The organism is Aquimarina sp. MAR_2010_214 (assembly GCF_002846555.1).
Classification (GTDB): Bacteria; Bacteroidota; Bacteroidia; order Flavobacteriales; family Flavobacteriaceae; genus Aquimarina.
Genome location: NZ_PJMS01000001.1, coordinates 4607168 through 4632853, shown reverse-complemented (window position 1 = coordinate 4632853; position 25686 = coordinate 4607168). Strand labels below are relative to the sequence as shown.

The 25686-nt window shown below is 33.2% G+C and carries 24 protein-coding genes; 12 read left to right on the top strand and 12 right to left on the bottom strand.

The annotated features are described in order from the left end of the window. Positions 1 to 2: 2 nt before the first annotated feature. The 5 genes from ATE84_RS19740 to argH are packed head-to-tail and all read left to right on the top strand — an operon-like array spanning position 3 to position 5257. On the top strand, positions 3 to 1145 hold the full coding sequence (locus ATE84_RS19740; protein ID WP_101449601.1) for an aspartate aminotransferase family protein: 1143 nt from the start codon (positions 3 to 5) through the stop codon (positions 1143 to 1145). A 9-nt stretch (positions 1146 to 1154) separates the two neighbouring features. Next, the gene (locus ATE84_RS19735) at positions 1155 to 2102 is read left to right on the top strand and encodes an N-acetylornithine carbamoyltransferase (protein WP_101451113.1); all 948 of its coding nucleotides are present in this window, start codon (positions 1155 to 1157) and stop codon (positions 2100 to 2102) included. Between the two features lie 4 nt (positions 2103 to 2106). After that, positions 2107 to 2886: an acetylglutamate kinase gene (gene argB / locus ATE84_RS19730; protein WP_101449600.1), complete on the top strand. Its 780-nt coding sequence runs from the start codon at positions 2107 to 2109 to the stop codon at positions 2884 to 2886. A gap of 6 nt (positions 2887 to 2892) precedes the next feature. Continuing rightward, on the top strand, positions 2893 to 3954 hold the full coding sequence (locus ATE84_RS19725; protein WP_199176898.1) for a M20 family metallo-hydrolase: 1062 nt from the start codon (positions 2893 to 2895) through the stop codon (positions 3952 to 3954). Positions 3955 to 3979: 25 nt separating this feature from the next. Beyond that, positions 3980 to 5257, top strand: a complete 1278-nt coding sequence (gene argH / locus ATE84_RS19720; RefSeq protein ID WP_101449598.1) for an argininosuccinate lyase — start codon at positions 3980 to 3982, stop codon at positions 5255 to 5257. Positions 5258 to 5514: 257 nt separating this feature from the next. On the opposite strand, the gene ATE84_RS19715 is transcribed toward argH, so the two are convergent. The 5 genes from ATE84_RS19715 to ATE84_RS19695 all read right to left on the bottom strand — a co-directional run bounded on the left by ATE84_RS19715 (position 5515) and on the right by ATE84_RS19695 (position 10672). Continuing rightward, positions 5515 to 5871, bottom strand: a complete 357-nt coding sequence (locus tag ATE84_RS19715; protein ID WP_101449597.1) for a hypothetical protein — start codon at positions 5869 to 5871, stop codon at positions 5515 to 5517. Between the two features lie 137 nt (positions 5872 to 6008). Then, positions 6009 to 7550, bottom strand: a complete 1542-nt coding sequence (locus ATE84_RS19710; RefSeq protein WP_101449596.1) for an acyl-CoA carboxylase subunit beta — start codon at positions 7548 to 7550, stop codon at positions 6009 to 6011. Positions 7551 to 7555: 5 nt separating this feature from the next. Further along, on the bottom strand, positions 7556 to 8998 hold the full coding sequence (gene accC / locus ATE84_RS19705) for an acetyl-CoA carboxylase biotin carboxylase subunit (protein ID WP_101449595.1): 1443 nt from the start codon (positions 8996 to 8998) through the stop codon (positions 7556 to 7558). Between the two features lie 47 nt (positions 8999 to 9045). Continuing rightward, complete coding sequence (locus tag ATE84_RS19700; protein WP_101449594.1) at positions 9046 to 9531, bottom strand: acetyl-CoA carboxylase biotin carboxyl carrier protein subunit; 486 nt, start codon at positions 9529 to 9531, stop codon at positions 9046 to 9048. 127 nt (positions 9532 to 9658) lie between these two features. Then, on the bottom strand, positions 9659 to 10672 hold the full coding sequence (locus ATE84_RS19695) for a metal-dependent hydrolase (protein WP_101449593.1): 1014 nt from the start codon (positions 10670 to 10672) through the stop codon (positions 9659 to 9661). 733 nt (positions 10673 to 11405) lie between these two features. Between ATE84_RS19695 and ATE84_RS19690 the strand changes: the two genes are divergently transcribed. The 6 genes from ATE84_RS19690 (at position 11406) to ATE84_RS19665 (ending at position 18906) form a co-directional block, all read left to right on the top strand. Beyond that, entirely contained in the window at positions 11406 to 12542 is a 1137-nt protein-coding gene (locus ATE84_RS19690; RefSeq protein ID WP_101449592.1) for a T9SS type A sorting domain-containing protein, read from the top strand. Between the two features lie 280 nt (positions 12543 to 12822). Then, positions 12823 to 13215: a response regulator gene (locus ATE84_RS19685; RefSeq protein WP_199176897.1), complete on the top strand. Its 393-nt coding sequence runs from the start codon at positions 12823 to 12825 to the stop codon at positions 13213 to 13215. 2 nt (positions 13216 to 13217) lie between these two features. Continuing rightward, positions 13218 to 13652 (top strand): response regulator, encoded by a 435-nt coding sequence (locus ATE84_RS19680; RefSeq protein WP_101449590.1) that lies wholly within the window; start codon positions 13218 to 13220, stop codon positions 13650 to 13652. Between the two features lie 133 nt (positions 13653 to 13785). Continuing rightward, a complete protein-coding gene (locus ATE84_RS19675) occupies positions 13786 to 16494 on the top strand; it encodes a TonB-dependent receptor domain-containing protein (RefSeq protein ID WP_101449589.1) in 2709 nt (902 codons plus the stop codon). A gap of 68 nt (positions 16495 to 16562) precedes the next feature. Continuing rightward, positions 16563 to 18320, top strand: a complete 1758-nt coding sequence (locus tag ATE84_RS19670; protein ID WP_158237306.1) for a YfiR/HmsC family protein — start codon at positions 16563 to 16565, stop codon at positions 18318 to 18320. Positions 18321 to 18471: 151 nt separating this feature from the next. Further along, the gene (locus tag ATE84_RS19665) at positions 18472 to 18906 is read left to right on the top strand and encodes a hypothetical protein (protein ID WP_101449587.1); all 435 of its coding nucleotides are present in this window, start codon (positions 18472 to 18474) and stop codon (positions 18904 to 18906) included. A gap of 221 nt (positions 18907 to 19127) precedes the next feature. Here the strand turns inward: ATE84_RS19665 and ATE84_RS19660 are convergent, their stop codons facing one another. The 4 genes from ATE84_RS19660 to ATE84_RS19645 form a co-directional block, all read right to left on the bottom strand. Then, positions 19128 to 20042 (bottom strand): AraC family transcriptional regulator, encoded by a 915-nt coding sequence (locus ATE84_RS19660; RefSeq protein WP_101449586.1) that lies wholly within the window; start codon positions 20040 to 20042, stop codon positions 19128 to 19130. Between the two features lie 54 nt (positions 20043 to 20096). After that, entirely contained in the window at positions 20097 to 20855 is a 759-nt protein-coding gene (locus tag ATE84_RS19655; protein WP_101449585.1) for an SDR family NAD(P)-dependent oxidoreductase, read from the bottom strand. A 176-nt stretch (positions 20856 to 21031) separates the two neighbouring features. Continuing rightward, positions 21032 to 21745, bottom strand: a complete 714-nt coding sequence (locus ATE84_RS19650) for a hypothetical protein (protein ID WP_101449584.1) — start codon at positions 21743 to 21745, stop codon at positions 21032 to 21034. A 59-nt stretch (positions 21746 to 21804) separates the two neighbouring features. Further along, positions 21805 to 22170, bottom strand: coding sequence for a hypothetical protein (locus tag ATE84_RS19645; protein WP_101449583.1), 366 nt, complete (start codon positions 22168 to 22170; stop codon positions 21805 to 21807). 24 nt (positions 22171 to 22194) lie between these two features. On the opposite strand from ATE84_RS19645, the gene ATE84_RS19640 reads away from it, so the two are divergent. Further along, positions 22195 to 22371 (top strand): ion channel, encoded by a 177-nt coding sequence (locus ATE84_RS19640; protein WP_101449582.1) that lies wholly within the window; start codon positions 22195 to 22197, stop codon positions 22369 to 22371. 10 nt (positions 22372 to 22381) lie between these two features. Here ATE84_RS19640 and ATE84_RS19635 read toward each other — a convergent pair whose 3' ends face one another. The 3 genes from ATE84_RS19635 to ATE84_RS19625 all read right to left on the bottom strand — a co-directional run bounded on the left by ATE84_RS19635 (position 22382) and on the right by ATE84_RS19625 (position 25681). Next, entirely contained in the window at positions 22382 to 23644 is a 1263-nt protein-coding gene (locus ATE84_RS19635; protein ID WP_101449581.1) for an FAD/NAD(P)-binding oxidoreductase, read from the bottom strand. A gap of 126 nt (positions 23645 to 23770) precedes the next feature. Continuing rightward, positions 23771 to 24127 carry a rhodanese-like domain-containing protein gene (locus tag ATE84_RS19630; protein WP_101449580.1) on the bottom strand — a complete coding sequence of 119 codons (357 nt, stop codon included), beginning with the start codon at positions 24125 to 24127 and terminating at the stop codon, positions 23771 to 23773. 138 nt (positions 24128 to 24265) lie between these two features. Continuing rightward, entirely contained in the window at positions 24266 to 25681 is a 1416-nt protein-coding gene (locus ATE84_RS19625) for a rhodanese-like domain-containing protein (protein ID WP_101449579.1), read from the bottom strand. Positions 25682 to 25686: the final 5 nt, after the last annotated feature.

Here is a 25686-nt window from a genome sequence, read left to right as displayed (position 1 = left end):
GTATGAAACTATTTGATGTATACCCTTTATATGATGTAGAGCCTGTAAAAGCTTATGACGCTACCGTTGTGGATAAAAATGGAACAGAATATTTGGATATGTACGGAGGACATGCTGTGATTTCAATAGGACATTCTCATCCTCATTATGTAAAAAAAATAAAAGAACAGATAGAGAAAATAGGCTTTTATTCTAATGCTGTTCAAAACAGCTTGCAAACTAAATTGGCAGAAAAACTTGGAGCATTATCAGGGTATGATGATTATCAGCTGTTTTTATGTAATTCTGGTGCCGAAGCCAATGAAAATGCACTGAAATTAGCTTCTTTTTATACAGGAAAATCAAGAGTGATAGCATTTCATAACGGTTTTCACGGGCGAACATCCGCAGCTGTAGCTGCAACAGATAATGCTAAGATCAATTCACCATTAAATACTCAGCAAAACGTCACTTTTTTGCCGTTAAACCAAATTGAACTCGTAAGAGCTGAATTAGAGAAAGGTGACGTGTGTGCTGTGATTATAGAGCCTATACAAGGAGTAGGAGGACTAGACGAAGGGACTACTGCTTTTTTTACAACTTTAGAAACCCTATGTCATGAGTTTGGTGCTGTTTTAATTGTTGATGAAGTACAGTCTGGTTATGGCAGGAGTGGTAATTTTTTTGCACATCAATATCATGGGATAACACCAGATATTATTTCTATAGCAAAAGGTATGGGTAATGGTTTTCCGATAGGGGGTATATTAATTGCCCCACATATAAAACCCGATTATGGGATGCTGGGAACCACTTTTGGAGGTAATCACCTGGCTTGCGTTGCAGCATTATCGGTTCTTGAAGTAATTGAAACCGAAAACCTTATTGATAATGCAAGAATAACCGGAGCATATTTTGAGTCGAAAGCACACCAACTTCCTGGAGTGCAAAAGGTGAAAGGAAAAGGCCTAATGTTAGGATTAGAGTTTGATTTTGAAGTTAGCGAACTTAGAAAAAGACTGATCTATGAGGAACATATTTTTACAGGAGGAGCAATGAATAAAAAGCTATTGAGAATTCTTCCTCCATTAACCATTGGTAAAAAGCAGATAGATCAATTTATAAAAGCATTACAAAGTGTATTGGTAGAAAAGCCAATAATTTAAATGGTAAAAATGAATAATTACTTTTCAATACAAGATATAGATTCTTTACCCGGTTGGGTAGAAGAAGCTATAGCGATAAAGAAAAATCCTTTATCCAATAAGACTTTGGGTAAAGATAAGACGATAGGCTTGTTGTTCTTTAATCCAAGTCTTCGTACACGTTTGAGTACCCAGAAAGCCGCATTAAACCTGGGAATGAATGTCATGGTCATGAATTTTACAGGAGAAGGCTGGTCACTTGAGTATGGAGACGGAACCATAATGGATCAGGGAAATTCTGAACATGTAAAAGAAGCAGCTCAGGTAGTTTCTCAATATTGCGATATACTGGGAGTACGAGCTTTTGCAAAGCTGGAAGATAGAGATGATGACTACAGCGAAAAAGTACTTCATGGTTTTATGAGTTATGCTTCAATACCAGTTATCAATATGGAAAGTGCTACGAGACATCCATTACAAGCATTAACAGATGCCATAACGATAATCGAATATAAAAAAACAAACAAACCAAAGGTTGTACTATCATGGGCACCGCATCCAAAAGCCTTACCACAGGCAGTTGCTAATTCTTTTGTAGAGATGATACAACGTATGGACGCAGATTTTGTAATTACCCATCCTGTGGGATTTGAGTTAGCCAGTCAGATTACTAAACAGGTGCCCATTGATTACAACCAGGAAAATGCACTAAAAGATGCCGATTTTGTGTATGTGAAAAACTGGAGTGCTTATAAAGAGTACGGTAAAGTCATAAATGATGATCCTTCCTGGAAAATCACAAACAAAAAAATGAAATTAACCAATGACGCTAAATTTATGCACTGCTTACCGGTAAGGAGAAATGTTGTTGTAGATGATGTAGTACTAGATAGCATAAATTCTATTGTTATCGAACAAGCAAATAATAGAACATATGCAGCCCAGTTGGTCTTAAAGAAAATACTTGAAAAATCGTAACGCGATGAAAAAAAGATTATTGGTAGCCAAGATTGGCGGAAATATAATAGAAGATCCAGCAGCATTGACTTCTTTCTTAGAAGGTTTTTCTAAAATAGAAGGTCCAAAGATTTTGGTTCACGGTGGAGGAAAATCTGCTACTCGGCTTGCAGCTCAATTGGGAGTAAAGACCGAAATGATCGATGGTCGAAGAATTACTTCTGTAGAGAATCTGGATATTGTTGTGATGACTTATGCCGGATTATTAAATAAGACCATCGTTGCTGGTTTGCAGCATCGCAGTTGTAATGCTTTGGGGTTGACAGGAGCAGATGCAAATGTGATTCTTGCAAAGAAAAGACCTGTTCAATTTGTTGATTATGGATATGTAGGTGATGTAGTTAAGGTAAATGGTAACATCATAAAAACATTTTTGGATCAAGAGATTACACCTGTTTTTTGTGCCGTTACCCATAATAGTCATGGGCAATTGTTTAATACAAATGCAGATACTATAGCTTCAGAAATAGCTTCTGAAATGAGTACTGATTATGAAGTGTCATTATTTTATTGTTTTGAATTAAAAGGTGTTCTTGAAAATATAGAAGATAAAGATTCTGTGATCGAGCATATTAATTTAGAAAAATATGAAGAGTTAAGGGATACACAAATAATCACGGAAGGAATGCTTCCAAAACTTCAAAATTGCTTTGATGCTTTACAAAATAAAGTAAGTAAAGTACATATCGCTAATGCAGATTTTATAAAGGATAATACAACTAAACATACGACTTTAAGTCTATAAATAACAATGGAAAAACTAACACGTCAAGCGATTGAGCTTTTACATCATCTAATAGAAACACCATCTTTCTCTTCAGAAGAGGAAAAAACAGCTCAATTGATCGAGAATTGGTTCCTCCAAAATAATATTCCTTTTGAGAGGGAGAACAATAACATATGGGCCTATAATAAACATTTTGACGAGTCGAAACGCACTATTTTATTAAACTCTCATCATGATACGGTAAAACCAAATGGAAACTATACGAATGATCCATTTAAAGCTTTTGTAGAAGATGGAAAACTATTTGGTTTAGGAAGTAATGATGCAGGTGGTTGCCTGGTTTCCTTGTTAGCTACATTTACTTATTTCTATGCTACAGAAGAATTAAAATACAATTTTGTTATTGTCGCTTCTGCAGAAGAAGAGAGTAGTGGTCCTTTGGGATTAAAAAGCGTATTACAATACCTTAAGAATGTAGCATTTGGTATTGTCGGAGAGCCAACATTAATGCAATTGGCCGTTGCAGAAAAAGGCTTGTTGGTATTAGATGTATCGGCAAAAGGAACAGCTAGCCATGCTGCTCATCCTAATGAGGATAATGCAATTTATAATGCCTTGCAAGTGATACAATGGTTTAAAACATATGAATTTGAAAAAACATCAGAGACCTTGGGTAAAGTAAAAACTACAGTTACACAGATCAATGCTGGGAAACAGCACAATGTGGTACCAGCAAGCTGTGATCTGGTAGTGGATATACGAGTGAATGATAAATATGAAAATGAAGAAATTCTTGGAATTATAAAAAAACAAATGCCTCAGTGTGCAGAGGTAACACCCAGATCCCTGGATTTAGGATCTTCATCAATTGCTGTAGATCATCCTATTGTACAATCCGGAATTGCATTAGGAAGGAGTACATATGGATCACCGACATTATCTGATCAATCGGTGTTGAGTTGTCCTTCATTAAAACTCGGACCGGGAGATTCAACCAGATCACATTCTGCAAATGAGTTTATTTATATAGATGAGATCAAAGAAGGAATCAAATTATATATAAAAATTTTAGAAGGCATAGTTTAACTCACTTTAATAAAAAAAAGAACTAATGAAACTTTGGGATAAAGGATTACCAACAGATCAAAAGATAGATAGGTTTACAGTCGGTAATGACAGGCAATTGGATATGGTAATTGCCAAGTATGATGTACAAGCAACATTGGTTCATGCTAGGATGTTGCATAAGATTGATTTACTTTCTGATCAAGAAATTTCTGAAATTGAAAAAGAATTGAATATATTGGAGGAGGAAATAGAAAAGGGAATTTTTGTGATAGAAGACCAATTTGAGGATATACATTCTAAAATTGAGTATGAATTAACTCAACGAATAGGGGATGCAGGCAAGCGTATCCATACCGCTAGATCACGTAATGATCAGGTGTTGGTAGCAATGCATCTATATATGAAGGATGAATTACTTCAAATTAAATCTCTTGTTAATGAATTATCTCAGAATTTACTAATCAGTGCAGATACGTATAAGGATGTATTACTTCCTGGATATACACATATGCAGATTGCTATGCCTTCTTCTTTTGGACTTTGGTTTTCTGCTTACGCAGAAAGTTTTGTAGATGATTTATATTTTGTAAATGCGGCACTAAAAGTTGTTGATCAAAACCCACTAGGAAGTGCTGCAGGGTATGGTAGTTCATTTCCCATAGATAGAGAATTTACAACAAAAGAATTAGGTTTTGAAACCCTAAAATATAATGTAGTAGCAGCACAAATGAGTAGAGGGAAATCTGAAAAATCTACAGCTTTTGCTATGAGTAGTGTGGCTGCAACTTTATCTAAATTAGCAATGGATGTATGCTTGTATATGAGTCAGAATTTTGATTTTATGAGTATTCCTTCAGAATTTACTACAGGGTCTAGTATTATGCCACATAAGAAAAATCCAGACGTCTTTGAATTAATAAGAGGGAAATGTAATAAAATTCAGGCATTGCCTTACGAATTAAATTTGTTAACCAATAATTTGCCAAGTGGATATCACAGGGATTTACAATTGCTTAAAGAAGGAATTGTACCTGCTATTCAGGATTTAAAAGCATCTCTGGAGATGACTATTTATGCACTTAAAAATATAAAGGTGAACAAAAATATTTTGGATGACGATAAATATGATTACCTGTTTAGCGTAGATACATTAAATGAACTAGTGATGCAAGGTATGTCGTTTAGAGATGCTTATGTGAAAATTGGAGTGGATATAGAGAATGGATGTTATGAGCCTGAAAAGAATACAAAACATAGTCATAGTGGTAGTATTAATAATTTATGTCTTAATAAAATAAAAAAGAAATTAGAAGAGGTGTAAAGGAACAATGTTTGCAAAACAGGCCAGTAAAATTGGAATATAAGTCACTCTATAGAGTTAGTTTAGAATTCTTAAATAAAATATTGAAAAAGTTAATAAAAAGATTTATCTTAATAATATGAAGAGAAGCTGAAGTATATTTAATTGAGTGTAAGTTGAGTTAGTTTGATTTTTTCGCTTCAGCCTAGGCCCCCAGAGGAGTTGTTAACCACTGGGGGTATTTATGTATAAGGTTATGTTGTAAAAAGTAGTTTTTACTAAGGAATTAAAGATTTTAAATCATGAATTACATTGATATTATGTCTAAGATTTGCATAGAGGATGAACAAAATAAGTATGGCAACTATAAACCCTAACAAGATTCCATTATTTCTGCTTGAAATCTTTTTAGAAGTCTTAAGATATACCTTGGATATTTTTTTTGCATAATTAGTAACCAAGGCAAAAGCGGGTGCAAAAATTAAAACGATAACGAGCATATCTATTAATACCAGAAGATACCCCTGTTGATCGATATGTTTCTTTACATATTTTAAGATATACTCATTGATTAAGGCAGCGGATAAAACGGCTACTGCGTAGATAGCATATTTGGTAGTTTTTCGATTACTCATAGTAGGGCAACTATTCTATTTAAAAAATTAATTCTGTTGACCAAGGTAAAATCTAAAATTTGATATTCAAAATAAATTATGGAAAGCAGAACCCTCACAAGGTCTTTAAAATTTGTGAGGGCTTTGTGTATATGTATCTACAAAGGAATATTCCCATGTTTTCGATCAGGACGCTCAACTATTTTATTTTCGAGCATGCTAAATCCTTTAATTAGTTTTCTTCGGGTATTTTTTGGTAAGATAACCTCATCTACAAAACCACGTTGTGCAGCTCGATATGGATTAGCAAATTTCTCTGCATACTCAGCTTCTTTTTCGGCAAGCTTTGCAGCTGGATCATCTGCTGCATTGATCTCTCTTCTAAAAATAATCTCACTGGCACCTTTGGCACCCATTACTGCAATTTCTGCAGAAGGCCAGGCAAAGTTAAGATCAGCACCAATATGTTTAGAATTCATCACATCATAGGCACCACCATAGGCTTTACGTGTAATCACTGTTACTTTAGGTACGGTAGCTTCGCTTAAAGCATATAACAATTTAGCTCCGTGTACAATGATACCGTTCCATTCCTGATCGGTTCCTGGTAAGAATCCGGGAACATCAACCAATACTAATAAAGGAATATTAAAGCAATCACAGAAACGTGTGAATCGTGCTGCTTTTTTAGAGCTATTCACATCCAAAACTCCAGCCAGGAATTGAGGTTGATTGGCTACAATCCCAATACTTCTTCCGCCCAGACGGGCAAAACCTACAATGATATTTTCGGCATAATCTTTATGAATTTCATAGAAGGAGTCTGTATCGATAATCCCACTGATTACCTCATGCATATCATAAGGTTTGTTAGGGTTATCAGGAACAATAGAAGAGAGGTTGTCTCTTACCTCATCGGTTAAAGTGTATTCTAATTTTTTGGGTTGTTCTTTATTACTTTGTGGCAGATAACTTAGTAGTTTTTTTACATCTTCCAGGCATTCTATATCATTGGCAGAAGTAATATGTGCTACTCCCGATTTTGTAGAATGGGTACTGGCACCTCCTAATTCTTCTGATGTTACTTCTTCGTTGGTTACTGTTTTCACTACATTAGGTCCTGTAACAAACATATAGCTGGTATCTTCTACCATCATGGTAAAATCTGTCATTGCCGGAGAATATACAGCACCACCAGCGCAGGGTCCCATAATAGCTGAAATCTGAGGGATCACCCCAGAGGCTTGTACGTTTTTATGAAAAATATCTGCATATCCACCAAGAGAGCGAACTCCTTCCTGGATTCGTGCACCACCAGAATCATTAAGTCCAATAATTGGTGCCCTCATTTTTACAGCCATATCCATAACTTTACAGATTTTCTCGGCATGAGTCTCTGATAAGGCACCGCCAAAAACGGTGAAATCCTGAGCAAAAATATAGATTAATCGTCCGTTTACAGTTCCGTATCCGGTAACGACACCATCTCCATAATAGATCTCTTTATCCATCCCAAAATCAGTAGTACGGTGTGTCACCAAAATACCAATTTCTTCAAAAGAACCTTCATCAAGCAAATATGCTACACGCTCACGGGCAGTTAATTTTTTCTTTTGATGTTGTTTTTCAATACGTTGCTCACCACCACCCAATTTTGCCTGAGCAATTTTATCTTGTACTATTTTTATTTTTGAATCCATAATATTTAGCGTGTTGGTATGCGTAACGTTTTTTGATCTTCGATGTATTGTTTCATGGCAATTAAGGCAGCAATTTTAGCCTCTTCTTCCATTGCTGACTGTATTGTATCTGTAGTGAAATATTTCTTCACAAAATGCGTGTCGAAATTACCAGATCTAAAGGCTTCATGTTCAAACACAAATTTACCAAACGGTAATGTAGTTTGTACTCCTTTGATGTTATAATTATCGATTGCTTTTAGCATTAATAGTATGGCTTCATCACGAGTTTTTCCGTAGGTGATTAGTTTTGAAAGCATGGGGTCGTAGTAAATAGGAATATCCATTCCTTCTTCAAAACCATTATCGACGCGAATCCCTTTACCAACTGGTATTTGGTAGGTTTCTAAATGCCCCACACTAGGTAAGAAATCATTTAGTGGATCTTCTGCATATACGCGTAGCTCCAGAGCATGCCCTTTTATTTTTAGATCTTCTTGTTGTATTGGTAGTTTTTCGCCTCTGGCTACTTTTATTTGTAATGCTACAAGGTCTGTTCCTGTTATCAATTCGGTAACCGGATGCTCTACTTGTAGTCGAGTGTTCATTTCGAGGAAGTAGAAATTTTGGTTTTCATCTAAAAGAAATTCTACAGTCCCGGCACCAAGGTAGTCACAGGCTTTGGCTACTTTAACGGCTGCTTTTCCCATTTCAGAACGTAGCTCTGGAGAGAGTACAGCAGAAGGAGCTTCTTCTACTACTTTTTGATGTCGTCGTTGTACACTACATTCTCTTTCGAATAAGTGTACTACATTGCCGTGGCTATCTGCCATGATTTGTATTTCGATATGTCGTGGTGAAGCAACATATTTTTCGATAAATACAGAGCCATCTCCAAAAGCTGAGGTAGCTTCACTAATGGCACGATTCATTTGTGATTCGAGATCTTTTTCTTCTTCTACTACCCGCATCCCTTTTCCACCACCACCAGCAGAAGCTTTGATCAAAATAGGAAAACCTATTTCACTTGCGATTTTTTTAGCTTTATCAACATCTGTAATGGCTTCATCTATACCAGGAACCATAGGAATATCATAGGCTTTAACAGCATCTTTGGCTGCTAATTTGCTTCCCATAACCTTTATAGCTTTGGATTTCGGACCAATAAAAATAATATTGTTTTTCTCTACTTCTTCTGCAAAATCTGCATTTTCACTAAGGAATCCGTATCCGGGATGTATGGCATCTACATGTAGCTGCTTAGCTACTTCAATGATTTTAGATCCTAACAAGTAGGATTGGTTAGAAGGAGCTTCTCCAATACAAACAGCTTCATCTGCGAATTTTACGTGTGGAGCGTTTCTGTCTACGGTAGAGTATATGGCAACGGTTTTGATTCCCATTTTACGAGCTGTCGTCATCACTCGAATTGCAATCTCACCTCTATTTGCTACTAGTATTTTTTTCATATTAAACTATATTAGAACGCATTGTTCTGTTTAATGCCTATTATATGCTAAACGAATTCAATTAATAATTGCCCTTTGTCTACAGCATCTCCTGTAGTGGCTGTAATGGATTTTATTACTCCATCTCTGGGAGATAGAATAAGATTTTCCATTTTCATAGCTTCCAAAATAAGTAAAGGATCATCTTCCTTTACTTCCTGACCTATTTCAACCTGAACATCTAGAAGCAATCCGGGCATGGGGGCTTTAATGGCATTTACCTGTTTAGAAGACCCAATAGAGAATCCCATTGCTGCAATCCGGGTATCTAATTCATTGGTAATATTAACCTGATAACTGTTGTTGTTAACCTTTACCGTATATTTTTTAGAATTGAAATCTGATTGTACAATTTCTGTATGAAAAGATGTATTGTTTTGAAGAATGTGGTGGGTTGATTTTGAATTACTTACCATATCAATTTTTGAGATGTCTTCTTCGGTAAGTTCAAAATCAAAAACCTTGTTTACTTTAACTTTATATACGCTACTCATAAATGTGAATATTTGACTTGCAAGATAAAAATAGATATTATATTTATGAGAATTTTATATTCATATATTCTCATATTATTTATAGATGGTTATATAATAAGGTAGAGGATGTTTTTACAAGTTTTTTTTATGATTTATTTCCTAATACTCTGCTAAATAATTTCTTGAGTAAAGGAGAGGCATCATCCATGTCTTTTTCTCTTTCTTTGGCTGTTAGAATGCCATTATCATCATAAAATAGTTCATAACTAAATACAAATCTATTTGCTTTTTCGCCCACCCCCATTTGACCAAATCTCAAATCATTAAAAAATAATTTATCATTAGTTTTTTCGATAGTATACCAACCTTCTGATAATTTAATTAATCTTGGGATCAGTGGATCATCTTCCATCTTACCCAACAAATGATGGTTCTTTGGAAATTCTGAAAAAGTAATAATATCTTCTTTTTCTAATAGAGAATAATATGCTATCAAAAAAGAATCTTCGGTTTCTACATTTGCAGTCCATAAAATACTATTGAGAGGAGTTGGTTTTGTTTGAATCTCTTTATATCGAATATGTTGATTTTCAAGATTTGTCTGAAACACCCCATAAGTATACCATTTTAACCCTAGTGTTATAAGCATATAAATACTACTGATGTATAATCCAAGAGTGTTAAACTTTCTTCTTTTAGGATGTGTTCGTTTATAAAACATGGCTAAGATCAAAAACATTAAAAATGGTATGGTATACAAAGGATCTACAACAAAAATGTTTTTGAATGAAACTTTATAATCAAAAGGCCAGAACAGCTGAGTCCCCCATGTGGTAAATGCATCTAATATAGGGTGAGTAAAAAGCCCTAGAAACATAAGCCTTGACCAATCTTTCCAGTTTGCTTCATTATTGCGATAGATTTTAGAGATTATCCAACCAAATATTGGAGCGGCAAGCACGCTAAACAGTATAGAGTGAGAAAATCCACGATGCAATTCGTTTGCTGTAACAGGATCAACAAAAAGCTTGGATAGTACATCTAAATCAGGAATAGTCCCTGCAATAGCTCCCCACAGCATAGCTTTGTTACCTGCTTTTTTACCTAAGGTCGCTTCTCCTACTGCAGCCCCTAATATAATTTGGGTTAATGAATCCATTAATTTGATTGAAGTTTAAAAAAGTTTCTGATTTCATGTTCTCCAAGTGAAATCAATTCGATAAAAGGTTTTAAATGCCTATTTAGAATTATGTTGGTACGTCTTGCATATGATTTATTCCCAAAGGTTAGATATCTAAAACCATTGCCTGAATACATTTCAAATTTACATTTATTTTTTATAGTCTTTATTAAAAGTATGTCAAAACTGATATTGAATAGGAAAATAAGATTTTTAAGTTATATACAATTCTATTGATTTTAGATTACGATGAAATCCCTCTGCTTTTAGTATAGGCGATTTAGTTTGTTATTTCATTTTAGAAAAGAAAAAACGGACAATTTATTTATAATCAAATTGTTATGTTTTTTTTTCTCTAGATATAAAAAACCCCTGAAAACAGTGAGGTTTTCTTGATGATTTCAGAGTATTTTTAAAACTTCTGAAGAGTATGAGATTACATTATAAACATATCTTGAGTTGTGTAATACTAAGACTACAAGAGTAATTAATAGTGTATGAAAAATAATTGAAAATCAGGAGATGGAAATGAGATGTATAAATTCAACTATAATATAAAATAGCCTTGCAGAAATATACTTTGTTTTGTTAGTCAAGTTAGAAAATTGATATTTAATAGTAATATATGCCCATCACCCTCATCATCAAAATATAAATATTTAATCTAAAGAGTAAACAAATCAATTTAGTATAACTTTTAAAACTTAAAATCATGAGAAAATTTTTATTATTAGTGATGTTATCCATCACATTTACCACATTTGCACAGGACTACCAATTGACTGTAAGTGGGAATATCGGTTCAGGTCCATCTTCTTGTGGATCAATAGAGGGGTTACAATCGATAAAAGCCATATTCGATGATGGGTCAGAAGATTTCTTGTTTGATAATTCAGGACGATTTGTAAATAGAACGTATTCTTTTTCTCAGAAATATAGTGAGAGTAAACGTTTAGTGGGGGTGAAATTTAAATCTGTTTCTAGAAGTAAGAGAGTTTCTAGATGCAAAAAAAGAATAAGTGAAAAGTTAGTAAACGTAAGTTCTCCATCTTTTTACAAAAAATTTACAAAAAATGAAATCTATGAACAGAGAATAAACAGTGGTGATGCAACCATAACAGTTGTTCAAGTCATAGACACTGCACAGAACTACGAATTGACCGTGAGTGGGAATATCGGTTCAGGTCCATCTTCTTGTGGATCAATAGAGGGGCTACAATCGATAAAAGCCATATTCGAGGATGGGTCAGAGGATTTCTTGTTTGATAATTCAGGACGATTTATAAATAGAACGTATTCTTTTTCTCAGAAATATAGTGAGAGTAAACGTTTAGTGGGGGTAAAATTTAAATCCGTTTCTAGAAGTAGGAGAGCTTCTAGATGTAAAAAAAGAATAAGTGAAAAGTTAGTAAGCGTAAGTTCTCCATCTTTTTACAAAAAATTCACAAAAAATGAAATCTATGAACAGAGAATAAACAGTGGTGATGCAACTATAACTGTTGTTCAAACCACAGATATTAATAAATCGAATCAAAGTATTACTTTGATAGATAATCAAGAGTTATTAAATAAGTCATCAAATAAAGAATCAAAATTATTTGAAACTTCAGTTTATCCTAACCCGTCACCAGATGGCAGATTTAATATTAATGTTTCTTCTGCTAAGCCATTACCTGTATTAATACAAATCTTTGATTTGGTAGATAAGAGAAAAATACTTGAAGACATAAAATCGGGAAATACAGAATATATTTTCGAATTCAATTCATATAATCTGAAACCAGGGTTTTATTTAGTTCAAATTGAATCGGGAGGAAAAACACAGTTCGAAAAGCTTATTATAGAATAAAAAAAACAGACAACATAAGTTTAAACATAGTCACTTATTTCTTACAAATAAGTGACTATGTTTTTATTGACCTAAAATTTAGTTAAAACTACGCGTTTTTGTATTAGTTTTTTTAAAGCATAAATTGCTTTATTTCAGAAAATTAATTTTAGAGAATACATTTTACCGTTAAATTTGTGTTGTTAAACGAAAACTATTTCATAAAATTTAGTTTTGTTATGGTCATATCAAATAAGTTTATTTCCTTTGAGTGTAATTGGGAAATTAAATGGATAGATTGGTGAATTGTGTCTTGTTAATAGATGATGACAAGGCAACAAATTTCTTTAACGAAAGAGTAGTTACCAAACACAAAGACTTTTATCAGGTTAATACTGTACAAAGTGGTATGGCTGCTCTAGATTATCTTAATGCTGTAGAAAACAACACAGCAACAAAACCAGACCTTATTTTTTTAGATATCAATATGCCTGCCATGAACGGGTGGGAGTTTTTGACCGAGTTTTCTAAACTGGATCAAAAAGTAACAGCTGGTATTAAAGTAATTTTGTTATCAACATCTTCTAACCCAGATGATGTGAGAGCATCTGCCAAGAATCATTCGGTAGATGATTTCATCAATAAACCTTTATCTATGAATTTATTAGATGATGTGCTAAAAAACCATTTTTGATTATGAAAAAATTAAAACGTTTTCTTCTCATTGATGATAGTAGAGCAACTAACTTTTTTAATAAAACAATTATAGAAAAAGTACAATGTGTAGAAGAGGTTTTTATTGCTGAAAATGGAAAACAAGCATTAGATTATATTCAATCTGAAATTATTCCTGAAATTATATTTTTGGATATTAATATGCCTGTCATGGATGGTTGGGAGTTCATTGCCGAGTATCAGAAATTAGATGATAAATACAAAGGATCTGTCATAATTCTGATGTTGGGAACAGAGCTGAGTAAAGAAGATGAAGAAAAAGCAGCGCATATTTTGGAAATAAAGGAATACGCAAAAAAAATGTTAACTAAAGAGATTGTTTGCAAGATTGTGATGAAGTATTTTAGTTTGCCGGAGTTGGATTGTTGCTCAGAATCACATAAAAATATAGTATAACTTCAGATATTGTCCCCATATATATTTGTATTTTGAATGAACTTATGATAGTTTTGAAAGCACACAAAACAATCTATTTAAAATCTAAATAAATAAGCATATTAAAACGCGGACTAAAAAAAGCCCACCTATTTTGTTAGTTCAGTATAGGTTATACCTTACTGGTTTACTATTTTGTTGTTTTATTTCGGGAGCATTCTCTCAATCTAGGGCGGTTATATCGGGTAATGTTTCTGATCAATTTGGTAATCTACCAGGGGCACGATTGGTTATAGAGGGAACAGATAAAAATACAACAACAGATGTTAATGGTAATTATAGTTTTGATGTTGATGAGGGAGAATATATAGTTACTTCAGAATTTGTAATGTATACTTCTGTTTCTAAAACGGTACTGGTTAAAGTTGGAGATACAGCAAAGGTAGATTTTGTCTTAGAAACGGGATTCTCAATAGATCAACCGGTTTCTTTGGGATCAAGGGCCAAGCCAAAATCAATATTAAAGAATACAGCAGCTGTAGATATTATTTCACCTCAACAATTAACAAATTCATCTCAGATAGAATTGAGTCATATTCTTCATTATTTGATTCCTTCTTTTCATTCTACACATCAAACGGTAGCAGATGGTACAGATCATATAGATCCAGCAACACTTAGAGGGTTAGGACCAGACCAGGTGCTTGTGTTAGTGAATGGGAAACGCAGACATAATAGTTCTTTGTTAAATGTTAATGGTACTGTGGGTAGAGGATCGGTAGGTACTGATTTTAATGCAATACCAATAGCATCTATAGAGCGTATCGAAATATTACGAGATGGAGCAACTTCTCAATACGGTTCTGATGCTATTGCAGGAGTAATTAATATCATTCTAAAAAAACAAACAGAAATCATTCAACTTGATAATAGAGTAGCAGTAAACACGAAGGGAGATGGGTTAAACGTATATTCTTCTGCGAATTTTGGGTTAAAAATAGGAAAAGAAGGATATATCAATGTTACGGCAGAATATCGAGATAGAAAATCTATTAACAGGTCTGGAGATTATACAGGTACTGTGTATTCTAATGATACTACAACGGATCAAACATTAATTGAAGAAAATAATTTTTTTGCTCAGACAGGGTATTCTGATAAGCGAGTAATGGAAATTGGAAGTGCAGAAACTCAGAATCTTTCATTATCTTTTAATGGAGAGATAATAATGTCTGACTATGCAACATTTTATATGCATGGAGGAAGAAATTATAGAGAAGGAACATCAAAAGGATTTTATCGTTTCCCTAAAGATCAAAGTAGGGTAGTTTTAGAGTTGTTTCCAAATGGTTTTTCTCCAGAAATTCTTACCGATATTCAGGATGATGCAATTACAGGAGGAATAAGAGGAATTAAAAATGAATGGGATGTCGACTTTAGCCACTCTATTGGAGTTAATAGATTAGATTATACGGTAAATAATTCTAATAATGCCTCCTTAGGAGTAGCATCCCCAAGAACTTTTTATGCAGGAGGGTTTATCTACAGGCAAAATACAACAAACCTTGATATTTCAAGAACATTTGATTGGCTTAATGGTATAAATGTAGCCTTTGGAGCAGAGCTACGAGTAGAGAACTATGAGATAGTAGCAGGAGAAGAAGCTTCTTATGTTGATGGAGGAAGTACATATACCAATACTTCGGGAGTAGAGTTGCCTAGAATTGTTGGAGCACAGGTTTTTCCTGGTTTTCAACCAGAAAATGCATTAAATCGTTTTAGAACAAATAGTTCTGGATATCTTGATATTGAGGCAAACATAACAGACAAGCTTCTAATTAGAGGAGCAGCCAGATACGAAGCATATAATGATTTTGGAGGGCAGGCGATTTGGAAGTTATCTGGTAGATATAGAGTTAGAGATGAAATTAGTTTACGAGCAGGATTTTCTACTGGGTTCAGAGCACCATCTCTTCATCAGGTATTTTTCCAAAATATAAGTACGCAATTTATTAATGGAGAAAGTGTACAAGTAGGTACTTTTAATAACGAAAGTGCGGTCGCCAAAGAAGCTTTTGATATCGGAAAATTAAAACCCGAATTATCCAGCCATTTTAATACAGGTTTTAGTGGTAAATTAAACGATAATATCACTTTTAATTTTGATTATTATTTAATTAATATAGAGGATAGAATTGTTCTTTCAGGAAGGTTTGAAGAAGGATATGAGGAAATTCTAGAGCCTTTTGATGTTGGAGCTGCTCAGTTCTTTACGAATGCAATAGATTCTAGAACATCTGGTATAGATCTATCATTGTTTTTTAAAACAACTCTTGGTACAGGAGAGTTTAATGCTTCTTTGGGAGGTAATTTCACTAAGACTAAAGTAAAGGGGCCAATTAAAGTTTCACAAACATTGGTTGGACAAGAAGAAGTATTGTTTAATAGAGAAGAAATTGCTAGGGTAGAGTTTGCACAGCCTAATTATAAAGTGAATGCACTACTTTCTTATGACTTTGAACAGTTTGAATTTCAGGTAGTGAATACTTTTTTTGGTAAGGTTAAATTTATTCACCCAAATGATGGAGATTCTCTAAATTGGGTTGTAAATGATTTTACGGGAAATATAGAATCCAGAGATCAGGTGTTTTCTCCTAAACTCGTAACAGATATTGCAGTATCATATCAAATTAATGATTATATCAAGTGTACTCTGGGAGGAAATAATGTTTTTAATGTCTACCCTGATAGGCATAAGCATTCTGTTAATACAGAAGATGGCAACTTTATGTATAGCAGGCGAGTACAACAATTTGGTGTTAATGGGTCTAATTATTATTTAAGATTATTACTTAGATTATGATGTATGGGCGTCAATATATATCGCCAGTGTGTACTAATTTTATTACTATATTCTTATGTATTATTACTATGAGTTTTTCATTAAAAATAAAAGCTCAGGAAACAAGTAATGAAGAAGTTAAAAGGTTACAGCGCGCCATATTTGTTTTTAATTTTGCACAACAGATAGTTTGGCCAACTATAGAAGAGCACCAAAATTTCAAAATAGGGGTACTTGGTCCCGATCGAACAATACTAGATCTAAAGGCAATGTCTTTAAAGCGTAAAATCCATGGTAAACCTGTTGAAATTGTTCGTTTTCAGTTTGTTAAGAATGTAAAAGATGTTCAGTTACTATATGTAAATCATAAATATAACTATGATATGCATTATATACTCAGTAAGATTTCGGGAAAAAATATAATGCTGGTTGGAGAGGATTATAACTTCAATGCCTCTATGATTAATATGGTTAATGTAGGGGATTCTTTTGAATATGAGATTAATGAAAGTCGGATAGAAGAAGAAGGGTTTACTATTGCTTCTACGTTAAGAAAATATGCCATCACTTCTTCAGAAAAATGGAAACGTTTATATCGAAAAACAGAAAGAACCTTAAATAAGGTACAAGAAGATAAAGATAAGCAAGAAGCTATATTAAAAGATAAAGAAGAACAAATACAATCTCAAGAAGAAAAAATAACAGATCAATTAGAAAAAATAGATAGTAAAGAAGGAGAAATTAATCGAAGAAATAAAAAGATAGAAAGCCTTTATACTGAGAGTGAAATACAGCAAAAAAAATATGAAGAAAAGGTTGTAATCGAAAGAGAACTTGAGAAAAATATACAGGAACAAGTTGCTTTTATAAAAATTCAGGAAGAAAAAATCATACAAGGTAATCAGAAAATTAGTATGCAAAATGATTTTCTGATTGAGCAAAAAGAAAAGATAAAAGAACAGGAAAGTGTTTTAAATCAGCAAGCCACAGAACTTATTGCTCATAAAAAAGTAAATCTATTACTCATTGCCCTGATACTCCTTATTCTTGTAGTTAGCATCTTTATTTATAGAAATTATCTAGTTAAGAAAAAATATAATAAAGAATTAAAGCATAAAAACCTTGAGATTTATAACCAGTCTTTAGAGCTGGAGTCAAAAAATAAAGAGTTAGAACAATTTGCATACATAGCAAGTCACGATCTTCAAGAACCTCTTAATACAATATCAAGTTTTATAGGCTTATTAGCCGAAGATTATGAAGAAAACTTCGATGAGGCAGGAAAAGAGAGTATGACTTTCATTAAAGAAGCAAGCATACGAATGAAAAAACTAATCGATGCACTATTAGAATATTCTAGATTAGGAAGAAGTAAGGAGTATGATAATGTTGATTGTAATATCATTATACAAGAATTAAAAAAGGATTTAAAGGTTATTCTCGACAAAACAGGGGCAAAAATTAACATAAAGAATCTACCTGTAATTAAAGGATCTGAAATAGAACTTCGATTATTGTTTCAAAACCTTATTAGTAATGGTATTAAATTTAGCACCCCAGATACTATTCCTAAAATCGATATTACATGTGTTGAAAAAAATGATCCCAAAGATGCATCAAAAGGTTTCTGGCAATTCTCTATACAGGATAATGGTATTGGGATACCAGAAAAGCATCAGGAACGAATCTTTGCAATTTTCCAACGGTTACATTCAAGAGATGAGTATGAAGGCACAGGTATTGGTTTGGCTCATTGTAAAAAAATTGTAGAAGCTCACGGAGGTAAAATCTGGCTTACATCCAAAGAAAAAAAAGGAAGTACTTTTTACTTCACTATTCCTTTCTAATAAAACTATATAGACCTGTTACTTTAATACCCTGTTTTCAGGGTATTCTTTTTTCACTGAAAAAGGTGTTTGGCAACCTTACCAAATACTTCAAATTTGTAGTGTCAATATGAATAAGAAAATCTATAAATAATTAACACATAAATAAATCATGAAAAAAGTAATTTTAAATCTATCATTAGTAGTCGCAATACTAGCAGTATCATGTAAGAGTGAAACAAAATCAGATACTTCGGTTTCTGAAGATAAAGTAGAAAAGACAGAAGAAAAGACAGAAGAAAAGACAGAAGAAAAGACAGAAGAAAAGACGTCTTCACAATCTGCTAATGGAGTTCCTAATTTTAGTGATAAAAAAGTCCAGGAGTATGTAAATTCTTATGAAGCATATATCGAAGAGTATAAGAAAGCAGTAGAAAGCAAGGATATGACAGCTTTTGCTTCTCTTGGAGAACAAGGTGCAGAACTAGGAAAAAAAGCTCAGGAGGTAATGGGAAACCTTTCTGCAGATGATGTAAAAAAACTAAGCGATTATATGCAGAAAAAATCAGCACAGTTACAAGAGCTGTCCAAAAAAATGATGGAGTAACAAGTTTAGTTATTTTATTAGTTTAGTTAGTGAGTTGAGTTTAGCAGGCCTTATTCTATGCGTAGAATAAGGCCTGCTTATTTAGATATCAATATGAATCAGTTTCCATCAGCTTATGTATAATTCTGTTACGGAATCAAATCAGTGTAAGAGCAGAAACAATTCTAATTGGTAGTCACCAATGCATAATGAATTATAAATATATCATTAGTATTGTATATTCAATTAAATGTCTTTCTAAATTCAACCGGAGACATTTCGGTTTTATTTTTGAAAAGCTTAGTGAATGAAGCAGGGTGCTCAAAACCTAAGTTGTATGCAACTTCACTTACCGAGAGAGGAGAGGTAGAAAGTTGTTCTTTGGCTTTTTCAATCAATTTATTGTGAATATGTTGTTGGGTGCTTTGTCCGGTTAGAGATTTGAGCATACTACTCAAGTAATTTGGAGAAAGATTCAAATGATTGGCTACCCATCTAACTGTTGGCAACCCTTTTTCAGTTAAACTTTCTTCCTTAAAATAATCCGTTAAAACTGCTTCTAATTGGTTTAATGTTTGATGGTTCGAAATCTTGCGAGTGATAAATTGTCGTTCATAAAAACGTTCGGCATAATTGAGTAATAATTCCAGCTGCGAAATAATGATTTTCTGACTAAACTGATCAATGTTGGATTGATATTCATGCTGAATGTTTTTCAGGATATCCACCATCATTTTTTCCTCTTTTTCAGAAAGAAAAAGAGCTTCATTAATAGAATATTCAAAAAAACCGTATTGTTTTATTAGCTTAGTCAAAGGTGTATTCCATAAAAAATCGGGATGAATCAATAGCAACCAACCAGAGGGTTTATGCTTAATATTGGGATTACTTGTCAAACTCATTACCTGATTTGGAGCAATAAAAGTCATTAATCCTTCATCAAAATCATATTCTTGCTGACCATAAAAAAATTTGTAAGCAATGTTACGTTTTAGTCCAATGGTATAATAGTCTTGTACCCATTTCAAATCATCAATATTTGATGGATACTGCACCTTGGTATAATCCACTAAACTAATTAGAGGATGTTCTGGAGCATTTATACTTGCAAATTTATGATAATCACTAATCTTTTTAAAACGTTGCATTTCTTTCATCATGATAAATTTAAGAAAAAGAACGGGGCTAAATTAAGCCCAGTTCTTAAAATTTTATACTAGCATTCCACCAGAAACTTCGATCCGTTGTCCATTTATCCAACCCGCTTTGTCAGAACACAAAAAGGCAACGGTACCGCCAATATCCTCGGCTTCACCAACACGTCCTAATGCGGTGATACTGGAGATCGTAGTTCTTTTTTCTGTATTGTCACGGTTCATTCCTCCACCAAAATCAGTTGCTATGGCGCCAGGAGCAATGACGTTGGCTGTAATTTTACGCTCTCCCAATTCTTTTGCCAAATATCGGGTAAAGATTTCTATACCACCTTTCATCATTGCATAGGTTGACATGCCAGGTAAACTAAAACGAGCTAAACCACTGGAAATATTGATAATTCGTCCGGATTTATTTATGTATGGTAATGCAGCTTGTGTTAAGAAATACACGCTTTTTAGATGAATATTCATCATTTCATTGAATTGCTCCTCAGTTGTATCAGGTATAAGGCTAAAAATTCCTGTACCTGCATTATTAATTAAAAAATCAAAGTTTGAATTACCGTTTTCTTGTTTTAAATACGCCATAGCTTTGGTAATAAACTCTTGCCCACTCTTGTAGTTATTGGCATCAAAGGGAAAAGCAACTGCTTTTTGTCCAAGAGTTTCTATTTCTTCAATAACCTCTGTTGCTTTTTTTACATTTTTATGATAGGAAAAAATAATATTCACACCATCTTTAGCCAGATTGAGTGCCATATCTTTTCCTAAACCACGACTTGCTCCTGTAATGATTGCTGTTTTTTGACTCATAATGTTATTGTTTTTTGAATTACAATGCAAAGTTGAGTTTATACGGCAACCTTTACTTTTCCAAATCTATGGTTGTCTTATCCTAATCTAAGTTTGTGCATTTTACATTTCAGGATTAAAAAATAAGAGAGCGCTATTTTGGTATACAGAATATTGTGTTTTCGTAATTTTATATGCTATTCAATAATCAAGATACCAGTGATTATATTGACTTCAAACCCTATATTGATTTCTTTACCCATATCATCAATCCATGGGTTGTAATAATCGAAATCGGAACCTAATTCAAGTTCTTCATAATCAATGTTATTGGTGTTATTAAAAAGTATTATACTTCCAAAGTCATATAATAAGTGAACTTTTTTTTCATTATAATATTCTGTACTCGAAGCACCAAATAACCCCTTCTGTTTATTTTTTTTGAGCGATACGTTTTTAGTTGTTTCAAAATCAGAAACAGATAGTATTTTATTAACTTTATAGGAATTAATATTAGTTGAGGGAAAACTATATTTATTTTTTAGAATTACTTCTTTTATGTCATTCAATTGTTGTTGACTTGTTTCAGATCTAAATATAGAATCCCAATAATCTTTTTGCTCATAATATGATGATTCAGGAGTAGGGTCAATGGTTTTAGTTTTGATTTCTATGATCGTATCTTTTGAAATAATACAGAACCCATATTCAATTTTAATTGGACTATAAGCTCCCATTTCGTTTTTTGTAAAACGAGTTTTACAAAGTACCTCTCCTTTTTTGTTAATTGAGATCGGTTTAATTTCGGATTCAATTGTAGAAGGTCCGGTTAAGCTATTCATCGAGTTACACAGTAATACTAGTACTATAGCAAACAGAATGGTAATGCCTCTATTTAAAGATAATTTCATCTGGGTACAATGTTTAATGAAACACTATGGTTTTATGTGTAAAATTTTAGCTGTTGGCTTTATTCCTTTTGATTTTCAATTAATAATTTTTTTAAAGACTTTTTAAATTTTTGATATCTCTCAGGCATTTGTAAAAAAGGTTCCATTGTAAAAGTAATATTACTATTACCATTAAAAACCCAATAGTTATCCACTAACTTTCCGTCTTTGGTTTTGATGTTTTCTTTTGGAGTATGATTGATAGAAAATTGATTTTTCTTTGCATTATACCAAATGCCCATCGATTGTAAATCTTTTTCACTTGAATAGCTAAGCATTAAACGTGATTGAATTTTTTCGTTTAGTGTTGTAATAGTGAAATTCTTGACAGGAAAACTATCCAACTCTTTTGCCCAAGGAATTTTTCTTTCTTTCTGGTAGATCAATCACAACTGTTTACAGAACGACTGATGTATTATAGTTATATTACTCTAATGACTATTGGTTATGGAGAAATTATACCAGTAACCTCTTTATCACAAAAAGCAGCTATTTTGGTCGGGATGATGGGCCAATTTTATTTAGTGATTCTAACTGCTATTGTTGTTGGGAAATATATCAACCAGTTACACCATAAAAAGAACTAGTTAACACAGCTTACACATCTTTTCCTTTTAGCATTTTCTTCCAATATAGATAAGGTAACATTACCTTTTTGAACATATATAACCTCCAATGCTCCTTAGCACTATTAAAGACAAACATTCGTTTTAATTTTGGATCTGGAGTAAAATTACCATCGTAATCAAATTCTGCGAGTGTCATTTTACCATACCCTGTAACCAGAGGGCAAGAAGAGTATCCATTATACTCTTTGTTACTGGCTTCCTGGTGTTTAAGTAATCTTAAGATATTATCAACAACAACCGGTGCTTGTTTTCGTATAGCAGCACCGGTTTTTGCTGTAGGAAGTGCAGCGACATCCCCTAATCCAAATATGTTGAGGTATTTATTATGTTGTAGTGAATGATGATCTACATCGAGCCATCCGGCGTCATTAACCAAAGATGAAGTTCTTATAAATTTTGGTGCAGCTTGAGGTGGAGCAATGTGTAACATATCAAACGGAAGCTTAATAATACTATCTTCTGTAGAAACTTCACCAATTGTTGCATCTTCATTAATAACACATTTATTCTCTTCGGGAGCTACATGCCTAAAATAAATAAACTTATTTTCAGCATCTATTTTATGAGGAGCATAGAAAGGCTTGAAGTGAATACCGTATCGACCGATAACTTTCATCAAAGTGTCCCGAATGGTTTTAACACCAAAAATAACAGAACCCGGAGTAGCAAAAATTACATTTGATGTAGTGTCAATACCTTTTTTCTTGAAATAATCTGCGGCTAGATAAGCAATTTTTTGAGGAGCTCCACCACATTTAATAGGAGTTGTTGGTTGTGTAAAAATAGCATTACCTCCTTTGAAGTTTTTAATCACTTCCCATGTGTGCTTTGGGTTTGTATAATTACTGCAAACTACTCCCTTGTCTAAGGCTTCCTGAAGACCTTCTATCATCGAAGGCTCCATCACTAACCCAGGCGCAACTACCAAATAATCATAGGTTATATTTCCATTAGATTGTGTAGATACCGAATTGTTTTCTGGATCAAATGCAGAAGCAAAATCTTTAATCCAATCTACCTTTTTTGGTATTACAGATGCCATAGGTTTTGCAGTTTTTTTATACCTATAGGTTCCGGCACCTACCAAAGTCCAAGCTGGTTGGTAGTAATGTGTATCTGCAGGTTCTATTATTGCAATATCTAAACGATTATCTTTTTTGAGTAAACGAGCAGCTGTCATTATTCCTGCAGTACCACCTCCTATAATGAGAATTTGATAATGTGATTTCATTTATGCCTTCTTTATGTTTGTATTTTAAAAGTACTTTTTAAATTTTATAGTTATGGTAACTTAGGTTACATAGAACAAAGAATAAATAGTTTTTTATTTGTAAATCAATGTTTTATGGTTTTACTTTTAAAGCCTTTTCCACGCGATAAAACCACCTTTTAAATCAACAATATTTGTAAACCCCATTTCGGCTAACATTGCAGCTGCTTTCTGACTTCGATTACCGCTTCTGCAGTATACATATATAGGTTCTTCTTTATTAAATGCATTAAATGATGATTTAAATACCATTTGCTTGAAGTAATCGATATTAAAAGCACCATCAATATGTCCGTTAGTATATTCATTGGAAGTTCTTACGTCTACTAATTGCAGATCTTTTTTTCCTGAGATAGCTTCTTTGAAAGCGAGAGCATCAATTCTGATGATGGCATTTGTTGATTGGTTTGATGTTTTAAAGAGAGTCTTGAAAATTGATATCATAGCGAGATTATATTAAAGGATTATTCTACAATAGTATTGTTTTATGTAATCGTAGTAGCCTGAATTTTGACAATACATTAAAAACAAACACCTGAACCTATTTATTTGAAATTCAGGTATTTTTTTGTTTTTATACATTTATAACATTGTAGTTGGACAGATATACTCTGATTTTGGAATATCAGTTTTTGCGATCTCTTCGAACCCACCAATCACATCTGCAAATTGAGTCCACCCTCTTTGTTTTAAAATAGAAGAGGCGATCATACTTCTGTATCCACCTGCACAGTATATAACAAAAGATTTATCCTTAGGGAATTTTGCTAAATGTTTATTAATCTCGTTTAAAGGAATATTTGTTGCATCAATAATGTGTTCTGAGTTATACTCACTTTTTTTACGAATATCAAAAACTAAAGATTTTTCTTTGGTATACGATTTTCCAAATTCTTCTGCGATAACTCTTTTTGAAGTTTCAAACTCTTTTTTAGCATTTTTCCATGAATCAAAACCATTATCAAGATATCCAACAGTATTATCGTATCCTACTCTTGATAATCGGGTAATTGCTTCTTTTTCTTTTCCTGGGTAGGTAATAAGTAGTATTTTTTGTTTCACATCGGGAATCATTTCTCCAACCCATTGAGCAAAACTCCCTTCTAAACCAATATTTATACTATTAGGAATATATCCTTTGGCAAAATCTTCTGCATTTCTGGTATCAAGCATTAATGCATCTGTCTCATTAGCGACCACTTCAAAAGCGTCTGGAAGTAATGGTTTTATAGCACGATCCATCACTTCATCAAGGCTATCATAACCTTTAATATTCATTAAGACATTTTGAGGAAAATACCCTGGAGGATTAGTTAATCCGGTAAGCAATGCATCGATAAATTCTTCTTTAGTCATGTCTTTACGCAACGCATAATTTACTTTTTTCTGGTGCCCCAAAGTATCTGTCGTTTCTTTACTCATCATTTTACCACAAGCAGAACCAGCCCCATGATTAGGATATACAATCAAATTGTCGCTTAGAGGCATTATTTTGTTACGAAGAGAATCATATAAATGACCAGCTAATTTTTCTTCGGTTAACTCAGATACCACATGTTGCGCAAGGTCAGGACGTCCTACATCGCCAATAAATAATGTGTCTCCGGTAATAATTCCATGCTCTTTTCCTTCGTCATCTATAAGTAAGTATGTAGTACTTTCCATAGTATGACCTGGTGTATGGATTACTTTGATTTTATAATTTCCAATTTCAAAAACCTGGTCATCTTCTGCTATTGTGGCATCATAATCTGGTTTTGCACTGGGGCCAAAAACAATTTCTGCTCCTGTTTTTTTTCTTAAATCTAAGTGACCACTCACAAAATCTGCATGAAAATGTGTTTCAAAAACATACTTTATTTGTGCATTGTCCTCAGTTGCACGGTCGATATAAGGCTGTACTTCTCTAAGAGGATCAAAAACTGCAGCCTCTCCATTACTTTCTATATAATAAGCAGCATGTGCTAAACATCCCGTATAAATTTGTTCTATTTTCATGAGTA

Coding starts and splice junctions, on each gene's coding strand:
- ATE84_RS19740 (WP_101449601.1), top strand. CDS start 3: ATGAAACTATTTGATGTATACCCTTTATATGATGTAGAGCCTGTAAAA.
- ATE84_RS19735 (WP_101451113.1), top strand. CDS start 1,155: ATGAATAATTACTTTTCAATACAAGATATAGATTCTTTACCCGGTTGG.
- argB (WP_101449600.1), top strand. CDS start 2,107: ATGAAAAAAAGATTATTGGTAGCCAAGATTGGCGGAAATATAATAGAA.
- ATE84_RS19725 (WP_199176898.1), top strand. CDS start 2,893: ATGGAAAAACTAACACGTCAAGCGATTGAGCTTTTACATCATCTAATA.
- argH (WP_101449598.1), top strand. CDS start 3,980: ATGAAACTTTGGGATAAAGGATTACCAACAGATCAAAAGATAGATAGG.
- ATE84_RS19715 (WP_101449597.1), bottom strand. CDS start 5,871: ATGAGTAATCGAAAAACTACCAAATATGCTATCTACGCAGTAGCCGTT.
- ATE84_RS19710 (WP_101449596.1), bottom strand. CDS start 7,550: ATGGATTCAAAAATAAAAATAGTACAAGATAAAATTGCTCAGGCAAAA.
- accC (WP_101449595.1), bottom strand. CDS start 8,998: ATGAAAAAAATACTAGTAGCAAATAGAGGTGAGATTGCAATTCGAGTG.
- ATE84_RS19700 (WP_101449594.1), bottom strand. CDS start 9,531: ATGAGTAGCGTATATAAAGTTAAAGTAAACAAGGTTTTTGATTTTGAA.
- ATE84_RS19695 (WP_101449593.1), bottom strand. CDS start 10,672: ATGGATTCATTAACCCAAATTATATTAGGGGCTGCAGTAGGAGAAGCG.
- ATE84_RS19690 (WP_101449592.1), top strand. CDS start 11,406: ATGAGAAAATTTTTATTATTAGTGATGTTATCCATCACATTTACCACA.
- ATE84_RS19680 (WP_101449590.1), top strand. CDS start 13,218: ATGAAAAAATTAAAACGTTTTCTTCTCATTGATGATAGTAGAGCAACT.
- ATE84_RS19670 (WP_158237306.1), top strand. CDS start 16,563: ATGAGTTTTTCATTAAAAATAAAAGCTCAGGAAACAAGTAATGAAGAA.
- ATE84_RS19665 (WP_101449587.1), top strand. CDS start 18,472: ATGAAAAAAGTAATTTTAAATCTATCATTAGTAGTCGCAATACTAGCA.
- ATE84_RS19660 (WP_101449586.1), bottom strand. CDS start 20,042: ATGAAAGAAATGCAACGTTTTAAAAAGATTAGTGATTATCATAAATTT.
- ATE84_RS19655 (WP_101449585.1), bottom strand. CDS start 20,855: ATGAGTCAAAAAACAGCAATCATTACAGGAGCAAGTCGTGGTTTAGGA.
- ATE84_RS19650 (WP_101449584.1), bottom strand. CDS start 21,745: ATGAAATTATCTTTAAATAGAGGCATTACCATTCTGTTTGCTATAGTA.
- ATE84_RS19640 (WP_101449582.1), top strand. CDS start 22,195: ATGTATTATAGTTATATTACTCTAATGACTATTGGTTATGGAGAAATT.
- ATE84_RS19635 (WP_101449581.1), bottom strand. CDS start 23,644: ATGAAATCACATTATCAAATTCTCATTATAGGAGGTGGTACTGCAGGA.
- ATE84_RS19630 (WP_101449580.1), bottom strand. CDS start 24,127: ATGATATCAATTTTCAAGACTCTCTTTAAAACATCAAACCAATCAACA.
- ATE84_RS19625 (WP_101449579.1), bottom strand. CDS start 25,681: ATGAAAATAGAACAAATTTATACGGGATGTTTAGCACATGCTGCTTAT.